General features: G+C 58.1%; 19 protein-coding genes. 3 read left to right on the top strand and 16 right to left on the bottom strand.

What is annotated here, in order from left to right; translation table 11 throughout:
* Positions 1-204 precede the first annotated feature (204 nt).
* On the top strand, positions 205-897 hold the full coding sequence (locus ADN01_RS14970) for a cytidylate kinase-like family protein (protein ID WP_062418861.1): 693 nt from the start codon (positions 205-207) through the stop codon (positions 895-897).
* A 62-nt stretch (positions 898-959) separates the two neighbouring features.
* Here the strand turns inward: ADN01_RS14970 and ADN01_RS14975 are convergent, their stop codons facing one another.
* The 15 genes from ADN01_RS14975 to ADN01_RS15050 form a co-directional block, all read right to left on the bottom strand.
* Positions 960-1,445, bottom strand: a complete 486-nt coding sequence (locus tag ADN01_RS14975) for an RNHCP domain-containing protein (protein ID WP_062418860.1) — start codon at positions 1,443-1,445, stop codon at positions 960-962.
* The gene (gene rsgA, locus ADN01_RS14980; protein ID WP_075071245.1) at positions 1,442-2,389 is read right to left on the bottom strand and encodes a ribosome small subunit-dependent GTPase A; all 948 of its coding nucleotides are present in this window, start codon (positions 2,387-2,389) and stop codon (positions 1,442-1,444) included. The genes ADN01_RS14975 and rsgA overlap by 4 nt, the downstream gene beginning before the upstream one ends.
* A 431-nt stretch (positions 2,390-2,820) precedes the next feature.
* Positions 2,821-4,269: a DEAD/DEAH box helicase gene (locus ADN01_RS14990; RefSeq protein ID WP_201778690.1), complete on the bottom strand. Its 1,449-nt coding sequence runs from the start codon at positions 4,267-4,269 to the stop codon at positions 2,821-2,823.
* Positions 4,270-4,276: 7 nt separating this feature from the next.
* Positions 4,277-4,786 (bottom strand): pyridoxamine 5'-phosphate oxidase family protein, encoded by a 510-nt coding sequence (locus ADN01_RS14995; protein ID WP_062418856.1) that lies wholly within the window; start codon positions 4,784-4,786, stop codon positions 4,277-4,279.
* Positions 4,787-4,869: 83 nt separating this feature from the next.
* Positions 4,870-5,235: a hypothetical protein gene (locus ADN01_RS15000; protein ID WP_062418855.1), complete on the bottom strand. Its 366-nt coding sequence runs from the start codon at positions 5,233-5,235 to the stop codon at positions 4,870-4,872.
* Positions 5,236-5,397: 162 nt separating this feature from the next.
* Positions 5,398-6,228, bottom strand: coding sequence for a type II CAAX endopeptidase family protein (locus ADN01_RS15005; RefSeq protein WP_062418854.1), 831 nt, complete (start codon positions 6,226-6,228; stop codon positions 5,398-5,400).
* Between the two features lie 174 nt (positions 6,229-6,402).
* The gene (locus ADN01_RS15010; RefSeq protein ID WP_062418853.1) at positions 6,403-6,843 is read right to left on the bottom strand and encodes a hypothetical protein; all 441 of its coding nucleotides are present in this window, start codon (positions 6,841-6,843) and stop codon (positions 6,403-6,405) included.
* A gap of 87 nt (positions 6,844-6,930) precedes the next feature.
* Positions 6,931-7,509 carry a transposase gene (locus tag ADN01_RS15015; RefSeq protein ID WP_062418852.1) on the bottom strand — a complete coding sequence of 193 codons (579 nt, stop codon included), beginning with the start codon at positions 7,507-7,509 and terminating at the stop codon, positions 6,931-6,933.
* Between the two features lie 87 nt (positions 7,510-7,596).
* Positions 7,597-10,176, bottom strand: coding sequence for an adenosylcobalamin-dependent ribonucleoside-diphosphate reductase (locus ADN01_RS15020; RefSeq protein WP_062418851.1), 2,580 nt, complete (start codon positions 10,174-10,176; stop codon positions 7,597-7,599).
* Between the two features lie 26 nt (positions 10,177-10,202).
* Positions 10,203-10,652, bottom strand: coding sequence for a transcriptional regulator NrdR (gene nrdR / locus ADN01_RS15025; RefSeq protein WP_062418850.1), 450 nt, complete (start codon positions 10,650-10,652; stop codon positions 10,203-10,205).
* Positions 10,653-10,993: 341 nt separating this feature from the next.
* Positions 10,994-11,698 (bottom strand): hypothetical protein, encoded by a 705-nt coding sequence (locus ADN01_RS15030; RefSeq protein WP_062418846.1) that lies wholly within the window; start codon positions 11,696-11,698, stop codon positions 10,994-10,996.
* Between the two features lie 352 nt (positions 11,699-12,050).
* Positions 12,051-12,827 (bottom strand): ABC transporter ATP-binding protein, encoded by a 777-nt coding sequence (locus ADN01_RS15035; protein WP_062418845.1) that lies wholly within the window; start codon positions 12,825-12,827, stop codon positions 12,051-12,053.
* Complete coding sequence (locus tag ADN01_RS15040) at positions 12,824-13,861, bottom strand: FecCD family ABC transporter permease (protein WP_201778692.1); 1,038 nt, start codon at positions 13,859-13,861, stop codon at positions 12,824-12,826. The genes ADN01_RS15035 and ADN01_RS15040 overlap by 4 nt, the downstream gene beginning before the upstream one ends.
* Positions 13,858-14,955 (bottom strand): ABC transporter substrate-binding protein, encoded by a 1,098-nt coding sequence (locus ADN01_RS15045; RefSeq protein WP_062418844.1) that lies wholly within the window; start codon positions 14,953-14,955, stop codon positions 13,858-13,860. The genes ADN01_RS15040 and ADN01_RS15045 overlap by 4 nt, the downstream gene beginning before the upstream one ends.
* A gap of 140 nt (positions 14,956-15,095) precedes the next feature.
* On the bottom strand, positions 15,096-15,866 hold the full coding sequence (locus ADN01_RS15050; protein ID WP_062418843.1) for a Rossmann-like domain-containing protein: 771 nt from the start codon (positions 15,864-15,866) through the stop codon (positions 15,096-15,098).
* A gap of 360 nt (positions 15,867-16,226) precedes the next feature.
* Between ADN01_RS15050 and ADN01_RS15055 the strand changes: the two genes are divergently transcribed.
* Complete coding sequence (locus ADN01_RS15055) at positions 16,227-17,138, top strand: peptidylprolyl isomerase (protein WP_062418842.1); 912 nt, start codon at positions 16,227-16,229, stop codon at positions 17,136-17,138.
* A gap of 30 nt (positions 17,139-17,168) precedes the next feature.
* Entirely contained in the window at positions 17,169-17,948 is a 780-nt protein-coding gene (locus tag ADN01_RS15060; protein WP_062418841.1) for a hypothetical protein, read from the top strand.
* A gap of 64 nt (positions 17,949-18,012) precedes the next feature.
* Here the strand turns inward: ADN01_RS15060 and ADN01_RS15065 are convergent, their stop codons facing one another.
* Entirely contained in the window at positions 18,013-19,368 is a 1,356-nt protein-coding gene (locus tag ADN01_RS15065; protein WP_062418840.1) for a DUF2254 domain-containing protein, read from the bottom strand.
* Between the last annotated feature and the right edge of the window lies 1 nt (position 19,369).

Consider the following 19,369-nt stretch of genomic DNA (forward strand, 5'->3'; position numbering starts at 1 on the left):
GGTGCATCCAGTCTACCTGTTCTGGGCGAAATGTCAAGGGGGCTGGCAGGCGGTTGAAACCAAGAGGGGGATGTGTTATGATGATAGTGGACATCTAAATAAAACAGGCTGCGGCGCTGCGGGTGTGCATTTCTCCGCCTGATTTGGCTCCATTTCCCTCCCACCGGTTCGGCGGGAGGTTTTTGTTTGCAGAGGAGGTGCAAGATGGCCGTGATTACTATTTCCCGGCAGTATGCCAGCGGGGGGAATGAAATTGCCCTGCGCGTGTGTGAGCGGTTGGGCTACCGCATATTTGACAAGCGCTTAATGGTGCGGGCGGCAGCGGTGTTGGGCCTTTCGGAGCAGGAGATCTTTGACTTTGCCGAGACCAGCTACAAGGCTAAGAGCTTTTTGGAACGGGTGTTTGGCGGGTCGCAGGATGTGGCCCAGGTGCGGCTGTGGAAGGAAGACGCCTCTGGAACGCGCAGCGTGCAGGAGCTGGCGCTGAGCGAATCGGCTGCGCTGCAGTTGGTGCAATTCGCTATCCGCGACGCCTATCAGGTGGGCAACGTGGTCATTGTAGGGCGGGGCGGCCAGGCGCTGTTGGCGGATCAACCCGATGTGCTGCATGTGCGTGTCGTCGCACCGGAGGAAGAGCGCATTCAGCGGGTAAAAGAGGAACTGCGCCAGGCGCGGCAGGCGTATAAGGCGGATATTGAGGTACGGCGCGATGCGCAGGACCGCATTGCCATGCGGGATGCAGCCTCGGCGGAGTATCTTAGCCGGTTTTATAATATCCGCTGGGACGATCCGCAGCATTACCATATGGTGCTGAACACCGGCAAACTAGACGTGGAAGAAGCGGCGGATTTGATCCTGCTGGCGGTGGAACACCTGCCTGAACGGGCCGTCGCCTGAGCGGCATGAAAAGTCGGCCAGCCCTGATGGAGGAGACCCCATCAGGGCTGGGTTTTATAGGGTTAACTCACCGCCCAATCGGGGATGCGCAGGCTCTGACAGCCAAACAAGCGGGCGTGCAGGGCGTCTTCATCGGCGGTGGTGAGGATTTGGATGCTCTGCTGAGCGAGGGCAGCCAGGACCTCGGCGCTGAGGCTCAACGAAGCGCGGAAAACCGCAAACAGGCTGTCCGCGCAGTCGTCGGCGGCCACGCGGTTGATGGAGAAGGTGCCGCAGTCCTGGCAGCGGTGGACAATCATCAGCTCCCCGTGGTGGTCGGGCCCGTATTTTTTGGGCGAGCGCTTGAGGGTGAGGGCGACGGGGCGCATGGGCGCTTTGCAGGCGGCCAGGCGGTCTCCGGCGCGGTACAGATCCAGGTGGCGTGAATAGAGGCACACCGGGCAGTGGTTGCGGTTCTGCACGCCGGAGAAGGCGGCCTGAGCGGTGACAAACTGGCGGCAGTGGCAGCAGGTGAAATCGCCAAAGGTGGGGTGGGTGTAGTGTTTCATGCGGCCTCGGCTTTCAAGCGCAGGTAGCTTTGGTAGCGGCGGGGGTGAACGGCCCCTTGCATGACGGCCTGTCGCACAGCGCAGCCGGGTTCTTCGTCGTGCTGGCAGCTGAGGCCAAAGCGGCAGCGGCCCAAGTGGGGGCGCATTTCGGGGAAGCAGGCAGCCATATCTTCGGGCGTGATGTCCCACAGGCCAAATTCGCGCATGCCGGGGGTATCCATGACCGCGCCGCCGCCGGGGAGGGGGTAAAGGTGGGCCGCGGTGGTGGTGTGGCGGCCTTTGCCGGTGACGGCGTTGACCGCGCGGGTGGACTGATCCGCGCCGGGGAGGAGGGCGTTCAGCAGGGTGGTTTTGCCCACGCCAGATTTGCCCACCAGCAGGGTGGTCCCTTGAGACAGATGCCCGCATAGCTCACCCAGCCCACTGCCGGTTTGGGCAGAGACCAGGGAGACCGGGTAGCCCAGGCTGCGGTACAGATCCAGGATTTCGTGCAGTTCCAGCTCGGCGGGGGAGCCGCTGGAGGTCAGGTCGCATTTGGTGATGCAGATGCGGGCAGGCAGGCCCTGGGCTTCGGCGGCCGCCAAAAAGCGGTCCAGCAGATTCCACTTGGGGGTGGGGCTGGCAGCGGCAAAGACGGGCATGACCCAATCCACGTTGGCGGCGATGACCTGCTGGGGGGCGTGGGCACCGGGGCGCGAGGCGGCCGCCGGGCGCGAATATTCGGAGCGGCGGGGCAGGACTGTCACCAGGCGCGGCAGGTCGGGGGTGGGGGCGGTTTCACAGCGTACCACGTCACCCGCGGCGACGTGCGCGGCCAGGTGGGGAGGCAGGGCGCACATCAGGGTGTGGTCACCGGCCAGAACCTGGATTTGATGGATGAATTTTTGGATGACGAGCCCGGTAAAGAGGGCGGAATCAACGATGGTAGTAGGTTGAGGTTTCATGGTGTATGCTCAGGTTAAACAAAACTGCCAGCCGCGAGAGCTTTCCCGTGACTGGCAGAGGGTTCTTATTGATGGGGTTCAGGGAGGCAGAGTGCCTCCGCTTCAATCAAAAGGCCACGGGCATTGATCGCTCCCGAGGCCAGGCAGGCAACGCAAAGGAAATGACAGCCCTTTCCGTTTCAGGCGCAATCAACGTGTGAGATTGTGAACCACCCGAGCAACTTTCGCCAAAAAACCCGACCTTTCTACAAGAATATTTGCTTCAAATTTTGAATAGTTTTCTACAACGCTGTGATTGTATCCGCAGGGTGAAAATTTGCCACTGGCCATCTGGGCAGGATTTCAGCCCCCCGGATGGGCGGAATCGGGGTAAAAAAACACGCCCTCCGGGGTGCGGAAGGGCGTGAGGGTTTGCCTTTGGGCTGGCGCGGCTAGCGGGGGCGGCGCTTGCGGGAGCGGCGGCCTGAACCCACGGCAGAGGAAGGCGACTGCGGCGGGCGGCTGGGGGCTTCATCAGGGGCGATGAGCGGCTCGTGGAAGGTCTGCTGGTAAAAATCATCCAGGAGCATGGCCAGCAGGTGATTATCCTCGCCGGATTGAGCCAGGGTGGGCACCAGGGGCACGAAGCGGGCCATACGCTCGGTTTGCAGCCGGTCGCGGGTGCGCAGGCGGGCTTCCAGCAGGGCAATGATGCGCTCGGAGACCACGTGCTGAACATCCTCATCGGAGGGCAGGGGGCGTTCGTTCAGGGGGAAGTTGAACTGCTTGGCGATGCGCAGCAGAGCGGCGCGTTCCACCGCTGTCACCAAAGTGATAGCCGTGCCAGAGGCGCCGGCGCGCCCGGTGCGGCCGGAGCGGTGGATATAGGCTTCGGGGTCTTCGGGCGGCTCGTATTGGATGACGTGGGAAAGCTCCGGCAGGTCAATGCCGCGGGCAGCCACATCCGTGGCTACCAGGAAGCGCAGCGTGCCGCGGCGCACGCGGTCGAGCACTTTTTCACGCGAGGACTGGGCCAGATCGGAGGTCAGGTCGTCGGCGTCATAGCCAAAGCGCTGCAGGACGGTGGTGACGTAGTTGACGCGCACCTTGGTATTGCAGAAGATGAGGGCCGACAGGGGATTTTCCACCTCGATGATGCGGATCAGGGAGCGGTCTTTATCCATGCCGGGGACGGAATAATAGACGTGCTCGATCTCGGAGACGTGGATTTGATCGGAGGAGAGGTTGAGGAAGCCGGGGCTGCGCATGAACTGGTGGGTCAGGCGCAGCACGGGGGCGGGGAAGGTGGCGGAGAACATGTAGGTGCTGATGGCATGTTCGGGAAGATAATGCTGCACGCGGCGCATGTCGGGGTAAAAGCCCATCGAGAGCATGCGGTCGGCTTCATCAAAGATGAGGAACTGCAAGTGCTGCAAGGTGAGGGAGCGGCGCAGGAGGTGGTCCAGAACGCGCCCAGGGGTGCCGACGACGATATGAGCGCCAGCCTGGAATGCGGCCAACTGCTCGCGGTAGCCCACGCCGCCGTACACGGCCACCGTGCGCACGCCGGTGCCTGTGGCGAGGATTTCGGCCTCGGAGGCAACCTGCACAGCCAGCTCACGGGTGGGGACGAGGATGAGAGCCTGCGTGGTGGGCTGGAGGGGGTTGACCATCTCCAGAATGGGCAGCAGGTAGGCGCCCGTTTTGCCGGAACCGGTGCGCGATTGGATCATCATATCGCGCTGGGCAAAGAGGTAGGGGATGGCGCGGGCCTGCACAGGCATAAGCTCATTCCAGCCGGCGCGGGCGATGCCCGGGCGCAGGCGTTCGGGCAGATCGTCCAGAGTGGCTTCGGGCAGGTCGGGAAGGGATTCTTGGGAATCTACATTGGAATTTGACACGTGTTCCTCATTCATGGGGGCCGTCGGACGGCCGCTGCTGATTAATGATTTCGATGGCCGCTTTTCCGGTCATGTGTTCGATTTGAAGTTCGGCCGCGCACACCCGTTTCCAATCGCGCTCGATCTCTGCATCCCCTTCGGCGGCGAAGCCGGGGGAGTACTTTTCGACCAGGCACTGCAGGGCGTATTTTTTCTCGCTGTCATCGGTGAGCAGGCGGGCCTTGCCAAAGACGACAGCGCTGCGGTAATGGGTGGTGAAGGCGTGGGGGACGACGGTATCGGCTTGAATGACGCAAAACGAGACCTTGCTGTTTTTACGGATGCCGTCCAGCTTGTGGCCTTCGGTGGCAAAGTGGAAATACAGCTTGCCGTCTTTGTAGGCGTAGCTCAAGGGGACGGCATAGGGATAATCCTCATCCCCCAGGACGGCCAGGACGCCGGAGGTGCAGCTTTGCAAGATCTCAATGGTTTCTGCTTCAGAGAGCAGCTGTTTTTTTCGGCGCATGTCTCGGAACATGGGCGCTCATACCTTTCGGATCAGATGAACCGATTGTAGCACTTTTGGGCGCGCTTGGGAGTAATTGGCACAGCAGAGAGGCATTAAGACAGCAGTTTTCCGCCAAAGGCGACCCGGCCGGTGCCTTCCGGCTGGTAGAGGATATGGACGTTCTCCTGGGGACGATTACAGACCTGGGCGACGGCGGCGGCCAATTGGGCGGCCTCTGCCTGCAAAGCCGGCAGAGCGGGCAGGGCTGCTTTCAGCACCGAGACAAACACCGGAAAGAGTTCGTTCGATGGAGTGAGATTCTCGGCGTAGTTTTGGCTGGCGATGAGGGACACTTTGACCCAGGTGCCGCCGGGTTCTGAATTGAAAATTTGACCAGCGCGGTCGGCCAAGGCCGCGGCGAGGTTTGGGGGGAGGGTTTCGTCGGGGCGGGTGACAATTTCAACATGCAGGATGGGCATGGGGGACCTTTTTTCAGATCTGGGGGGATGGCTGACAAACGGCAAGGTTTCGCAGCGTATGGGATTTAACAGGAACCCCTTCTGGAATTTCAGCGCAGAATCCCGATAGGCGGGTAAGTCCCCGTCTGTCGAGTCTATAGGTATAAGGGGTTGTCGAACACCCTACGCTTTTTCACGGCGCAAGTTGGCGGCTCCCCACCGCTTTACGATTAGGAAAACCGCAATTGCTAGAAAAAGACTCATGAACCCGATGGTGAGCAGGTCCATTTTCATACTGGGCATTGCCAACCAGATCGACCAATTCATTGAAGTGTGCATCAGGAGGGTAGCCAAAATGCTGCCGTTGGTATGATTGAATAACCAGGTGAAGAGGATTGATGTAAGGGTAATCACTACCAGCAGCGCAAAAAAGGTAACGAGATTGTCCGCCATGAACCTTCCGGGAATAAATACGGCTGGCAGATGCCACAGCCACCAGAAAAAGCCCAGGATGATACTGGATGTTAGCGCACTAAAGCGAGATTGTAAGCGCGGTAACGCGTACCCTCGCCAACCAAACTCCTCCTGAAGAGGGCCGGCAGTGAACAAGATGACAAAAAAGGCAACCAAAGCGTAGGGCGGATTAGAAATTACCGATAGGTCCAATGGCCTTTTGCCCACCAATATCGCGGCAAAAATGGATCCGCTGAAGATGATGAGCGGAAGAAACAAGATCGCTGCCAACCAGACCTTCTTGAAACGAAAGTCAATTCCTCGCTGTAAGAGTTGGAGAATGCCTTTACCTCCTTGCTGTAAATAAGTTAGCAGTAATGCGGCAAATAATGGACCAAATGCGGCAGGGTTGAACGGCCCAGCGAGGAAATCCGACAGCCCTGAGGGCAAGGAGATGCCCTGTGCTGCCAAAGCATTAGGGATCCAGAAGATCCAAGAAAAAGCGAAAGTAACCCCAAAGTACCACCACAATGATTTGTTGTCATTCATTTTGCCTGTCATTACAATCTCTCCTATCGTATTCTGCCCAATGGTGTGCATTCATGGCAGGTGGGATTTGGCAGGTAAATACCTAAGCGAAGAACCCGATTTCGGGGTTAAAACCTTTCCTTTGAAGGCAACAAGTGCGCCGCACTGCGTCCAGGTGGGGTTGAATATCGGTGGTGGATGACCATCTTATTCCGGTTCTGGGATCTGATGCTCGCCCAGGTGGCCGGTGAATTCCATGTTAAGCTGGCGCAGCACGTTCTCATTCTCGAAAGCGGCTTCCGGTAAGCGTTCCACGAAGTCAATCAAGGCGGTGCGCATGGTCTCAAAGGACGCGGCGATCTCATCCTCGCTTTTGGCAGCCGCCTGGGCAACGGCTTCAGCGTTGAAGGCGTCCACATCATATCGGAGCGGTTGGAAGGTGGGGTCGCTGAGATAGCGCTGGATGGATTGATGGCCGACCTGCCACCAGGCCACGATGTGGGCCAGCAGGTCGCCAAAACGGGCGTACCCCTGCGCGGCCAGGAAGGCGGTCTGCGCCTCGGGGGACATGCGGCGAAATTGGGGGATGTATTCCGCCCAATCCTGGCGGAGGATCTGTAGAACTTGCTGTTGAACCGGATGAGTCATGAGGATACCCTTTTTCGTTTGATTATATCCCCCTGTTTTGAAGAGTCAAATACCCACTGGCTGTTTTGACAGGATGTCCACAAGGGCTTAACGGCGGCGGGGATTTTCGGCCCAATTGGCCGGGTTGGCCTGGATGTATTGATGGATTTGCTGATATTCCTGCTCACTGCGGATGATGTGTTCGTAATAGTTGCGTTGCCATACGGGCGTGCCGGGGGCTTGGCGGACGGCGTTGATGCGCCGGGCGGAGAAGGATTTGAAGGCACGCACGATTTCGGACAGCGGATATATGCGCGGGTTGGTGGGTATAGGGTCGGTGGGCGTAGGGGTGGTGTGCGTAGTGGGCGTAGGGGCGGGTCTCAGACCCGCCCCTACTACAACGGCCCCCGCCCCTACAACCACATCATCCACATTATGCAGGAGGATGATTCCATGCACATGATCCGGCATGATGCAAAAGGTGCCCAATTCAACCTGGGCATAATGGACGGGCAAATCTTGCCAGGCGTGTTCAACGATTTTGCCATATTCATTCAAATGCATGCCGCCGTCATGGATTTCCCCCAGGGAGGTTTCGTGCCCGTGTGCCTTGATGGTGACGAAATAGGCGCCGGCCCGGGTGTAATCGTAACCGGGCAGGCGGATGGAACGGCGGCGGTGCTGCATGCGGATGCCTCCAATGCCCCCGTGCCTGGGGGATGCTGCTGCCAGGTGCGGGAATCCCCTATTGATATTTGAAGATCACCCCACCCCTCAGCACTCTGAGTAGCCGCAGGCGTAACATTTGCGGCAGCCCTCCTCGTTCACCACGGCGGCCTGGCCGCATTCGGGGCACAGATCGCCAATGCGGGGCAGGCTGACAGCTGCCAAAGGCGGTGTTGCCGCGGCGGCCTGGATGAGGGGCAGGGGGGCCTGGATGGGGGCATCGGCATCGGATTGGGCCAGGCGCTCCTGGCGTTCCTGTAAATATTCTTCCAGCACCTGGGCCACGCCGTCGGGCAGAGAGCGCACGCGGTTGGGGCCAAAGCCCAGGGATCGCCCGCCGCCGATGCCGCCCAGCTGGCGGGTGATTTCGCTCAGGCGGCGCGAGGGTTCGATGGGAGAGGCGATGCGCAGCACGTACGACACCAGCCGCCCGATGGCTTCCGAGACGGCGGCGGTGTCGGAGCCGGCCTTGGCGGTGTTGATGAAGACTTCAAAGGGCTGCGAGCCGCCGTTTTCGTTGATGGTGACAAAGGCTTTGCCCAGGGGGGTTTCCACCGTGTAGGTGTAGCCGGGCAGGGAACGCGGGCGGGGCTTTTTGGCGTCGTGCCAGATATGGAGCTGATCCGCGGCGTCGGCAGCGGGGGTCTTTTGCTTGGCCTGCAGGGTGGCGTGGGTTTCCAGCACCACTTTTTCACGTGAGCCGGTGACGTACACGGTGAGGCCCTTGCAGCCCAGCTTCCAGGCCAGCAGGTAGGCGGTGGCCACATCTTCGGGGCCGGCCTCAGCGGGGAAGTTGATGGTCTTGGAGAGGGAGTTATCCACAAAGGCCTGCATGGCGGCCTGCATGCGCACGTGCTCTTCGGCGGAAATATCGGCGGAGACGACGAAGACCTGACGGATGGATTCGGGCAGGGCTTCCACCGCCTGGCAGGAACCGTCGCGCATGGTCTGTTCATAGACGGCCTGTTGGGTTTCGGGGTCCAGGCCGGCTTCTTCCAGTGCGCGCTGGAAATGGGGCGAGGTGTAGGTGAGCTGCAGATCGCGGCCGTTGTCGTTGACGTGGCGGATATAGGCCAGGGCGAAAACCGGCTCGCAGCCGTAGCCCTCACAGCCGGCCACGGTGGCGATGGTTCCCGTGGGGGCGATGGTGGTTTGGGCGGCGTTGCGGATGCCGTACTGGCGCAGATCGGCCTCCAGGCCCTCCCAATCCACCGCCGGGCGGCCCCAATCGCTGGTATAGGCTTCCAGCGGGGCGGGCGGCGACCAGCGCAGATTGGCGGGGTCGTACAGCGAGCCGCGGATGGCGGGGAAGGGGCCGCGTTCACGGGCCAGATCCACCGAGGTGCGCATGGCCTGATAGCGGACAAATTCCATCACCTGGGCGGCGAATTCCTGACCCTGGGGGGAGCCGTAGCGGATGCCGACGTGGTACATCAGGTCGGCAAGGCCCATGATGCCCAGGCCGATGCGGCGGGCGCGGTGGGCGGCCTCGGAAAGCTGGGGCACGGCGGGGACGTACTGGTTGGCGTCAATCACATCGTCGAGGAAGCGGGTGGCGATCTCCACCGAATGGCGCACGGCTTCCCAATCCACGCTGTGATCGGGGCCGAAAAGCTCAGCGAGATTGACGGAACCCAGGCAGCAGTTTTCATAGGGGCCAAGCCACTGCTCGCCGCAGGGATTGGTGGCTTCCAGAGGGTAAAGGTGCGGGACGGGGTTGTAACGGTTGGCGGCGTCCAGGAAGAGCATGCCCGGCTCACCGTTGTGGTGCGACTGGCGCACAATCAGATCAAACAGCTCGCGGGCGCGCACGGTGCGGTAGGTCTTGATGGGGATGCCGGCGGCCTCGGCCTCTTCCAGGGTGCCGGAGAAGCCGCGGTAGGCGGGGTGGTGAACATCGGGGAAGCGCAGATCCCAATCGGCGTCGGCTTCCACGGCGCGCATGAAGGCGTCGGTGATGCCCACGGAGATGTTGAAATTGGTGATCTGGTTTTCGTTGGTCTTGCAGGAGATGAACTCTTCGATATCGGGGTGATCCACACGCAGCACGGCCATGTTGGCGCCGCGGCGCGAGCCGCCCTGAGCCACCTCGCCGAAGGCGTGATCATAGACACGCAAAAAGCCCACCGGGCCGGTGGCCTGACCGGCGGAGGATTTGACCAGGGAGCCCTGGGGGCGCAGGCGGGAGAAGGAGAAGCCGTTGCCGCCGCCGGTCTGCTGGATGAGGGCGGCGTCGCGCAGGGTTTGGAAAATGCCGGTGGATTCGCGGCCCATATCATCCGTGATGGGCAGCACGAAACAGGCCGCCAATTGACCCAGGGGAGTGCCCGCGCCGGTGAAGGTGGGCGAATTGGGGAAGAAGCGCCGGGCAGTGAGCAGGGTGTAAAATTCGCGGGCGCGGGCGTTGATGTCCACGTTCCAGGATTCTTCCACTTTGGCCACGTGGTAGGCCACGCGCCAGAACATCTCGTCCACAGTTTCGGCCGGAGAGCCGTCATCTGCGCGGCGCACGTAGCGGCGGATGAGCACCTGGCGGGCGTTATCGGTCAATTGAATCGAAGGAAGATCGGCGGGGATGGGGGGAGTGGGGAGGACGGCGGCACGCCGGTTTTTAGAATCGGTGGACATGAGGGCACGCTCCTGGGAGGGGATAATTAGTTTTCCAATAAACGATCAATTTCTTTGCGGATGGACTGCAAATCGTCGAGGTGCAGGTACACGATGGCGTAGCGGACGTAGGCGATCAGATCTAGTTCTTTGAGACCGGCGACTACCATATCCCCGACCACGCGCACGGAGACCTCGGCGCGGCCCATGCGCTGCAGGGCAACTTCGATTTCACCGACGAGGCGTTCGATATCGGCGGCAGAGACGGGACGCTTGGCGCAGGCGATGCGGATGCCGCGGGCCAATTTTTCGCGGTCGAACTCTTCGCGGGTACCGTCTTTTTTGATCAGCAGGGGCGTGGCCAGGATGGGACGCTCGTAGGTGCTGAAGCGCTGGTGGCAGGACTCGCATTCGCGGCGGCGGCGCACCCCGCCGCGGGTGTCGTGGGTGGTGTCGAGGACGCGGGATTGATCGTGCTGGCAATAGGGACAAATCATACACACCTCGCAAAGCGGCCGCATTTGGAGTTCGGCAAGGGGACTGCGTAAATTTGGGTTAGTGAAAAATAACCCCCCACAGGTGGGGGTGTGCGGTGTTTGTCCCCGTATATTTAGGGATAGAGGTATTTTAGCACAAACGCTCTATGGATGCAATAGAGGGGGGAAAATCTTAAGGTTAAATGTTTGCAACGTGTAGACAGCCACAGATGTAAGGAAAAATGACGGGTATATATGCGGCGCGGGGCGGGGAGGCTGGCGATGAAGGCCAGGGATGGGGGTGAGCGGTGGCGGGGGGGAGCCAGAAGGCTGACACTTGGCGGGGGCGCGAAGGACCACCCTTAACGCGGCGGGAGGGAAGCTTTGGCGCTGTTCATCCCTTTCCAACATTCCTGAACAGGCAGAATGATTAACAGGACAGCGGCGACGAGATTGGCGGCCATCATCACCATGGCGAGGGTTTGCTTCTCCTGGGCTCGTTTGGCAAAGGCTTCAAAAGTCCCCGCATAGATCAGGTCTGCTCGCACCGATTGCGACCACTCCCCATTGACGAGGTTTAGAGTGTTTTCTACAAATCCCACCACAATCACAGGTTGTTTGGCTTTCAGATAAGCCATCCCACCGGCGTCGATTGGCCAGACGCTGGCCTGGTACGTGTCGTTCGTAACGGCAACACTCTCGTCTTTAAGGTCCAGCCAAAGTTCCATCGGCGACCACAGATGGTTTTCGTCGGTGTATGCCAAATAGTCGCCCAGCAGGGGGGTGTTGCGTTCACTCACTGTGGCCGCGATCAGGATCGCGTCACCGCTTTTCATATTTTTCATGTCGGATAACCGGGCAGTTGGCGCGTTAATACTGGCGCGGTTCAAACCGCTGAGCCCCAGGTAGGCTAGAAAAGCATTGAACAGGAGCATGGCGGTGAGGACACAAAAGAACAAGAACAGCAGGCGGTAGGCTTCCGGCGTCTTGGCTTTCCTGAGCGGAAAGCGGTACAGCAGCCAGGCCATAAAAATGCAAAAAGCAAATAGGATCAGATTGCCAACCATCGCCTCTCCCCTCAAAACTGAGTGATGAACGGCTTCCGCCCCCACCGGGCGCATTCGACGATTTAGGAACTACTATAGAACCGCATGGTCTTTCGCGTGAATGGATTATGGATTTAATTGTAGCATCATTCCGTTATCGTCATTTTGGAAAAGTCGATCATAGTCTCGACCTGGCTGCCGATTCTTGCAGCAAGGTGGGGAGGGTGCGGAGAGGCTGGAGATGGGACAGCCGTGAGTGCATGAAGGGTCACCCGTTGAGGGGTTGTGGTTTCGATAGCGGCGAAGGGCAGCCTGGATGAAATGATCTGACGCCGTATTTCTGCTGAGGAGCCTAAAGAAGACAGCGCAACAATTACATCCATGCTATGAACTTTTTCCCATCCGCAAAAACCGTTTTTACTGGAATGTGATAAATCTTGGAAAGGTTTTCTTCGGTGACCATTTCAGCTGTCCGTCCTGAGGTCAGGACACGGCCCTTTTCCATTAAGATGGTGTCATCACTCAGGGCCAGAGCAAGTTCAGGCTCGTGGGTGGACATGAGAATCGTTGTTCCTGAATTCTTTAATTTCCTTAAGATATGGACGAGACGTACTTTGTTGCTCAGATCGAGATGTGAAGTGGGCTCATCCAAGAGCAGTAGTTTTGGCTCTTGAGCCAGGGCGCGGGCAGCCAACACCATTTGCCGTTCGCCGCCGCTCAGCGTCAGGATGGAATGGTCATATAGATCGCCAATCCCCATTTTCACCAATGCCTCATAAGCGATTTTTTCGTCGTCTTGAGACGGCGCCCCCAGTGGGGGTAAATAAGGGGCGCGTCCCAACAGGACATATTCAAGGACAGTGTATTCAAAGGGGGTATGTTCGCTTTGGGGAATCAGGGAGATGTGTTGTCCCAAGGCGCGTCGGCTGTAATTTTCAATGGGGATATCCAACAGACAAATCTTTCCTGCCCAGGGTTTCAGCCAGCCTAGCACCAGATAAAGCAAGGTAGTTTTTCCTGCACCATTTGGGCCCAGGATGGCAGTAATCCGGCCTTCTTTGAGGGAAAGATCCAACCCATCGAAAACAGGAGCCTCCGTACGGTTATATCCAAAACGGACTTCTTGAAAGGTCAGCAGGGAAGGGGTCATCGGTGCACCTTCGTACCGCGGGAGATCATTAAAACGATAAAAATGGTTGACCCCAGCAGCGAGGTGAGGATACCTAAGGGGATTTCACCCGCGAGCAAGCTTCTACTCAGATCATCACATAGGATAGTAAAAATTCCGCCGAGCAGCATGGCCGCGGGAAGGGTTAAGTGCGTATCGGAGCCAAATAAGCGGCGAGCAATATGCGGAATGATCAAACCTACCCAGCCAACCATTCCGGCCACCGAGATCACAGCGGCGGTGGGCAGTACGGCGGCTGTGAGCAGCAGCAGACGATCTCGTTTGGGCGCTGCCCCCATTGAAAAGGCAGCCTCATCACTGAGGGCTAAAATGTTCAGCCGCCAGCGGAAAAGGTATAGAAAAACGAGACCAGAGATCACGGCAGGTAGGATGGCAAGCAGCTTCTTCCAGGTGATACTCGAAAGCCCACCCAGCAGCCAAAAAGTAATTTCTGGCAACTGACGCAGGGGGTCAGCCAGATATTTTAGGATTCCCAGACCCGCAGAAAACAAGGCTGAAACAGCGATTCCGGAAAGGACCAAACGCAGTACCCATCCGCCGTAACGAATGCGTCTTGCCAATAAATAAGAAAGTGCTAAACCAGCCAAAGCAAATACCGCTGCACTGCCTTGAAGCAGAACTGCCGATCCACCCAGGAAGACGATACAGAGCGCTGCGCCAAAAGCAGCGCCTTGAGATACCCCTAAAAAGCCAGGTTCTACCAGGGGATTACCAAACAACATCTGAAAAACGATGCCCCCCGCTGAAAGAACTGCGCCTAAGAGCAAGGCTGTTATTAACCGTGGTAATCGTACATTAAAAATAAGCAGTTTTGCCAATTCATCTTGGTTAACTCGCTGCCAGGAGATGAACCCCAATCCCGGGTAGCGTCCCCACAACAACGAGAAGATGAAGATTCCGACCAGCGTGACTCCTAAGATTAATAGGATCCATCGCCGGGTTAACTTCCGTAAAGCCAATTCTTGCAAAGCGACCGCAGCCGCGGTATCACTCACGGCAAATCACCTCTGAAGGTTGGACGAATTTTTGATTCGAACAGTTTGGTATCCACTCTATACATCTGCTCGTAGAACTCAAACGTCTCTTTTATGATGTCTTGCTTGGGAAAAATGTCTGGATGTAAACGAGCTGCCATCCAGGAAAGACCGAGGATCCAACGCGCGTCGGCTTGATCCCAACTGTACATGTCGGCGGGAAAACCAGACAAATGATTTTCCTTCACGGCACGTAACAACCGCCACTGCGGGTCATTTTTCAACTTTTGCGCAATTTCGGCTGAGTTCTTTTCGTAGGAAATAATGAAGATATGGTCGGGATCCCAGACGGCAATCTGTTCTACAGTTACCGCAGCCCATCCCTTTCCCGGGTTTGCTGAGGCCCATACAGGTTGACCGCCAGCAAGGTCTACCATTTTGCTTTGCATCCAGCTCATGGGCGGGACATTGAAAGCGACTACGCCATCCTTATCGTTATAGAAAAGCATTAAAACACGAGGTTGTATCGTACGATCTTTCAGCTGCATTTGGATATCATTCACTTTTTTTGCGTAGAAATCGGACAATTCCTGTGCCCTGGGTTCATTTTGAAACACCTTGCCAAGGATCATGAGATCACGCGAATATTGTTCGGGAGTTTCAAAATCGACATAAACGATCGGGATCTTTAGCGCTTCGATGGTTGGCCCCATGGTTTCGGCTAAATAACTTTTTAGAATGACCAGGTCTGGCTGGACCGCCGCAATTTGTTCAGCGCCGGCATCCCCTTGTAAAATCACTTTTTTGGAAAACAGAGGATCAATCAGCGGAATAAAATTGCCACTCCCTTGATTCGCAACGCCCAGAGCCGCCACCCGATCATGAGCTTCAGGGAACATAAACACTGCATTCAACGTAAATATCATGCCCTTACCGGTAATTACGATCCGTGATGGAGGCTGGGTGAAGGTGACTTGTCTGCCCAAGGCATCAATTACAGTGAAGCTTTGGTTTGGCGTTGCACTTGCAGAGGACGAATGTTCTTCTTGAACCGGTATGCTTGAGCATGCATGCAGAAAAATTGCAATGATCAACAGACTGATTAACCGTTTCACTGACGTCTCCTTAAAAATTAACCACAGTATCTGATATCGTAGAATCAGAAACGTCTGCTCAGCAGTCAGATTGAATTGGCCGCACGAAGCTGATACTCATTAAATGAGTATAAGGAGTATAGATTTATGAAACGGGCTTGTCAAGGGTTTTCCATCACTGTAACGGTAGAATAAGCCTCAGCAGTGATCAGGCGAACGCCATGATTGCGGATCTGCCGAAATGTAGCCCCTTGGCAGACCAGAGGCAGTACCTTTTGAGGGTCTTCAACAAGGCAGCCTGATAAAACATCAATTCCGTATTGAAATAAAAGGGGAGACAGCGGCGTGCTGGGGCCGATCAACAGCACTTTTGCACCCGGCTTGCGCAAGTTGAAGATGTTTTCAAACGTATGGTTAATCAAGGTCGTAGCTGTAACCGCCAGGATATCGGCCTGAGGAATTACCTCTGGTGCATCTGATGCGGGTAGATCGCCTTCCTGGGGGTTCAATTCTAGAACCCAAAGTTTTTTAACCTGTTCCTTGAGCCGTGGGACAAAGGGGAAATGTCCAATAAGCGCTATTTGCTTATCATGGCCTTGCTGAGCGATAAAATCCTCGGCAGCCAAGTTGCTCGAATGATCTATCGGCGGTATTAATGCGTTGATCGCTGCTAATCCAACTCCTGCTTCGGTATAACTTTTAGAAAACACCCAACTGGCTAAGTTGAGTGCAGACATCTCTTCTAGGCGGCCTGCTTTTTCGACCGCAGGGATGCGAGCGTTTTCAAATTCAGGATTCGTTAATGTGGCAGATAAACCGCAACGCTGAATCCCATTTCGTTCTACAACGACGGCAGTCCAAAACAACCCAATGTTTACACTGACGACTTTACCATCGGGTAAAGATGGAAGGATGTAGTTAAAAATGTTCATGAAGGAATTTCCTTAGGAGGTGCGAATTCTATTAAAACCTCTGTGTAAATGAATAGGCCTGGACTGATATCGGTGTTTCTGTGCCAGCACAGCGGTTTGAGGGGTGATTGATGGGTGAAATCGTTGTGAGTACAGTCAGACCTCATCAGAAGGCTTCTTCATCAAAGGCGTTGTCCGAGACGATACATGCAGTATCAAATGTTTCTGCGTAATTTTCCTAACTATACACCCATTTAGGAAGCACGTGGGCGAAGGCATGAGGGTAGAATCGGTCTTTTGTGCGCGTATCATAATATGGAAGTCCAAAATTCCTCTACGCCCTGACTAAGCCCACTCCAAAATCCGGGTATAATGTTCAGAATGAGAACGAAAACACCCTTTTTCTGGCTGCTGATTCTCGGCGCGGCGCTGCTTATGGGGGCTTGCACGCCCAATGCGGAACCGGCGCCCACTGTCCCCGCGGGCGACACGCCCATCCCCACCCTGCCTCAGCCCACATCCACGGTGACGCCGACTCCGGAGCCGGCTGCGGTGGTGGTGAACGGCGAGCGGGTGACGCTGGCCGAATTTGAGGAAGAGCTGGCGCGCTTCACGGCGGCTCAGGAGGCCCTGGGGCAGACGGTGAGCGCGGACGCGGCCCGCGAACGGGTGTTGAACGAGCTGATTGAGCAGACGCTGATGGCGCAGGCGGCGGTGGAGGGCGGTTTTCAGGCCAACGAAGCTCAGGTGACGGCGCGCATCGACGCCCTGGCTGCGAAGTTGGGCGGCGCGGATGCGCTGCGCGCCTGGTGGGAACGCAACGGGTACACCGAAGACAGTTTCCGGCGTGCGCTGGCCCGCCAGATGGCGGCTGCCTGGCAGCGTGAACAGCTCGCGGCCAGTGTAGGCAAGAACGTGGAGCAGGTGCACGCTCGCCAGATTCTGGCCTATCAGCGGGAGAACGCCGAAAAAGCTCTGGAAGAGCTGCGCGCTGGCGCGGATTTTGCAACCATTGCCGCACGCTTTGACCCGCAGACGGGCGGCGAGCTGGGCTGGTTCCCGCGCGGTTACCTGCTGCAGCCGGCGGTGGAAGAGGCCGCTTTTTCGCTGGAGCCGATGTCGTACAGTGAAATCATCGAGACCCCTTTGGGGTTTCATATTGTGCAGGTGCTCGAACGGGGCGCAAGCCACGCCCTGACGCCAGATGCGCGGCTGCGGCTGGCAGAGGAAGCGGTGGCAAAATGGCTGAAAGAAGCCCGGGCCAAGTCTGCCATTGAGGTATTAACGCCTTAGGGGGCGCGGGAAACCGGCAAGGAGAAAACGTTGACCCAGGAAGAACAACCAGACGTGCAACCGATGGAAGAACCGATCCAGCCCGCCGCCCCCAAAGCGGCGCTGCGGCCCAAGAACGCCGACGGCCTGTGGAATGTGCTCACGGTGCTGGGCCTGCTGGGACTGGCGGCCATGCTGACGGTGGCGGGGCTGATCTATTGGAATCCGTATGTGCCCTTTAACCCCTACCCACCGCCCACCCTGCCTGCGCCTTTGGTGCTGCCTTCGGCCACACCGACGATCCCGGCTCTGCCGCCCACCTGGACGCCGACGGTGACGTTGACCACGGCCCCCACAGATACGCCCGTGCCGCCCACACCAACCGCCACGCTGATTGGCATGGGGCCGACGGCCACGCCCACGGCCACGGAGCCGGTGAACACCGTGTACGCCTTCGCCCTGCAAAGCCCCCCGGCCATGATCAGCGCCACGATCCTGTATCCGGAACGCAGCAGCTGCGATTGGATGGGGGTGGGCGGACAGGTGCTGGATATGCAGGGCGGCCCGGCGGTGGGTATCTCCGTGCAGGTGGGAGGCAGCCTGGAAGGCTACGCGCTGACCCTGTACCCCAGCCTGACGGGAACCGCGCTGAAATACGGCGCGGCGGGCTACGAAGTGACCTTGAACAACCGTCCGGTGGCTTCGCAGGGTAAGCTGTGGATCCAGTTAATTGACCAGCAGCGCCTGCCGCTTTCCAGCCGGGTGTATTTTGACACCTCAGGGGACTGCGAAAAGAACCTGGTGGTGATCAATTTCAAACAGGTTCGCTAGAACTGGGTCGTAAATATTAAAGGCGCGCTATCGGCGCGCCTTTTTTGTTGGCTGAGAACGAGGGTTAAGCAGCCGGTGGAGTTTGATCGTCGAGGGCTTCGATGGGGCGCGAAAGGCCCATGCCCTGACGGTCGGCCTGTTGGGCGCTGAGGCGGTCTTGAAAATCGACAAAATGATGCTGAACGGAATTTTTAACGCGTTGGAGGTAGCGTTCCACCGGCGCAGCGCGTTCGGCGGGCAGCACGTCCAGCAGATCTTGCAGCAGGGCTTGCAGGCGGCGCATGACCTGGATGGAACCGGCGCCGTACTGGCGGATTTCGTCAATGGCCAGGCTGAGGAAGTCCTCCCAATCGGGGGTGGGGTAGAGCACGCGGATTACACCCTGGCGGCTGCGAAGGATGCCCACATCCAGGTGGCGGGTTCCCAGGCGGTGCAGCAGGTCGTCCAATTCGTCCAGGGCCTGTACGGCGGTGGTGGGGTCGTTGATGGCCGGGGAGAGGGCGCGGATGGCGATATCCACAATCAGCCGTAGGGCATATTTGGGGTCCTGCTCGATGGTGCGTTCGTGCCCCAATTCCACCGCGGCGCGCAGAAACGCCGGGCGGATGGTGCGGCGGGCGCCGCGCAGGTTTAAGATGACCGCACCGTCCGGGAGGGTGTCGCCGGGGGGATAGCGAATTTCAATCAACCCCTGGGCGCGCTGGGCCAGAATCAGAAGCTGATCCATGTGGTATTGGAGGATGATGCCCGGCTCACCGGAATGTACCAGGGATTGGGTGATGGGCGGCAGGGGCAGGGGAACCTGTTCCAGCATGGACTGGTGATCGGTGAGGTCCTCGCTTTCACCAGCGGCAAACCGGCGGGTATACATGCGCTCGATGACCTGACGCCCGCGAGAGCCGACCATGTGCAGCACACTGGAGACGCGCAGCGAGGTGACGCGCTCGATGAGGGCCAGGAACATGACGGAGGAGGCCGTCACCAGCAGCAGGGCGAAGATGACGGCCAGGTTCGGGACGGCTTCGCTGGCGCGCACATTGACGTAGGAGGCGGCGTTCAGGGTAAAGAGGAAGGTCCCGGTGAAGACGCCCAGCGCGTGGCGCACCACCGGGTCTTGGAGCAAATACCCGGCCAGGCGGGGGGTGTAGGTGGTGGAGCCGAATTGGATCAGCACAAACACCATCGAAAAGACAAAACCGGTGAAGGCGATCATGCCGGAAGAGATCGTGGAAAGCAGCGCTGAGGCGGTTCCGGCGTCAATCAAAAAGAGGCGGGGGAAGATGATAAAGTTGATCTGGGGGATGAGGTGGCCCAGGATCGTAGCTGCCAGGATGTAGGCCAGAGGAACCGACCAGATGCGGGCGCGGGAGCGCAGGCGAGAATTGAAAGGCAGAGAGAGGAGAAAAGAGGGCAGCTTCATA

Source organism: Levilinea saccharolytica, assembly GCF_001306035.1.
In the GTDB taxonomy this organism is placed as follows: Bacteria; Chloroflexota; Anaerolineae; order Anaerolineales; family Anaerolineaceae; genus Levilinea; species Levilinea saccharolytica.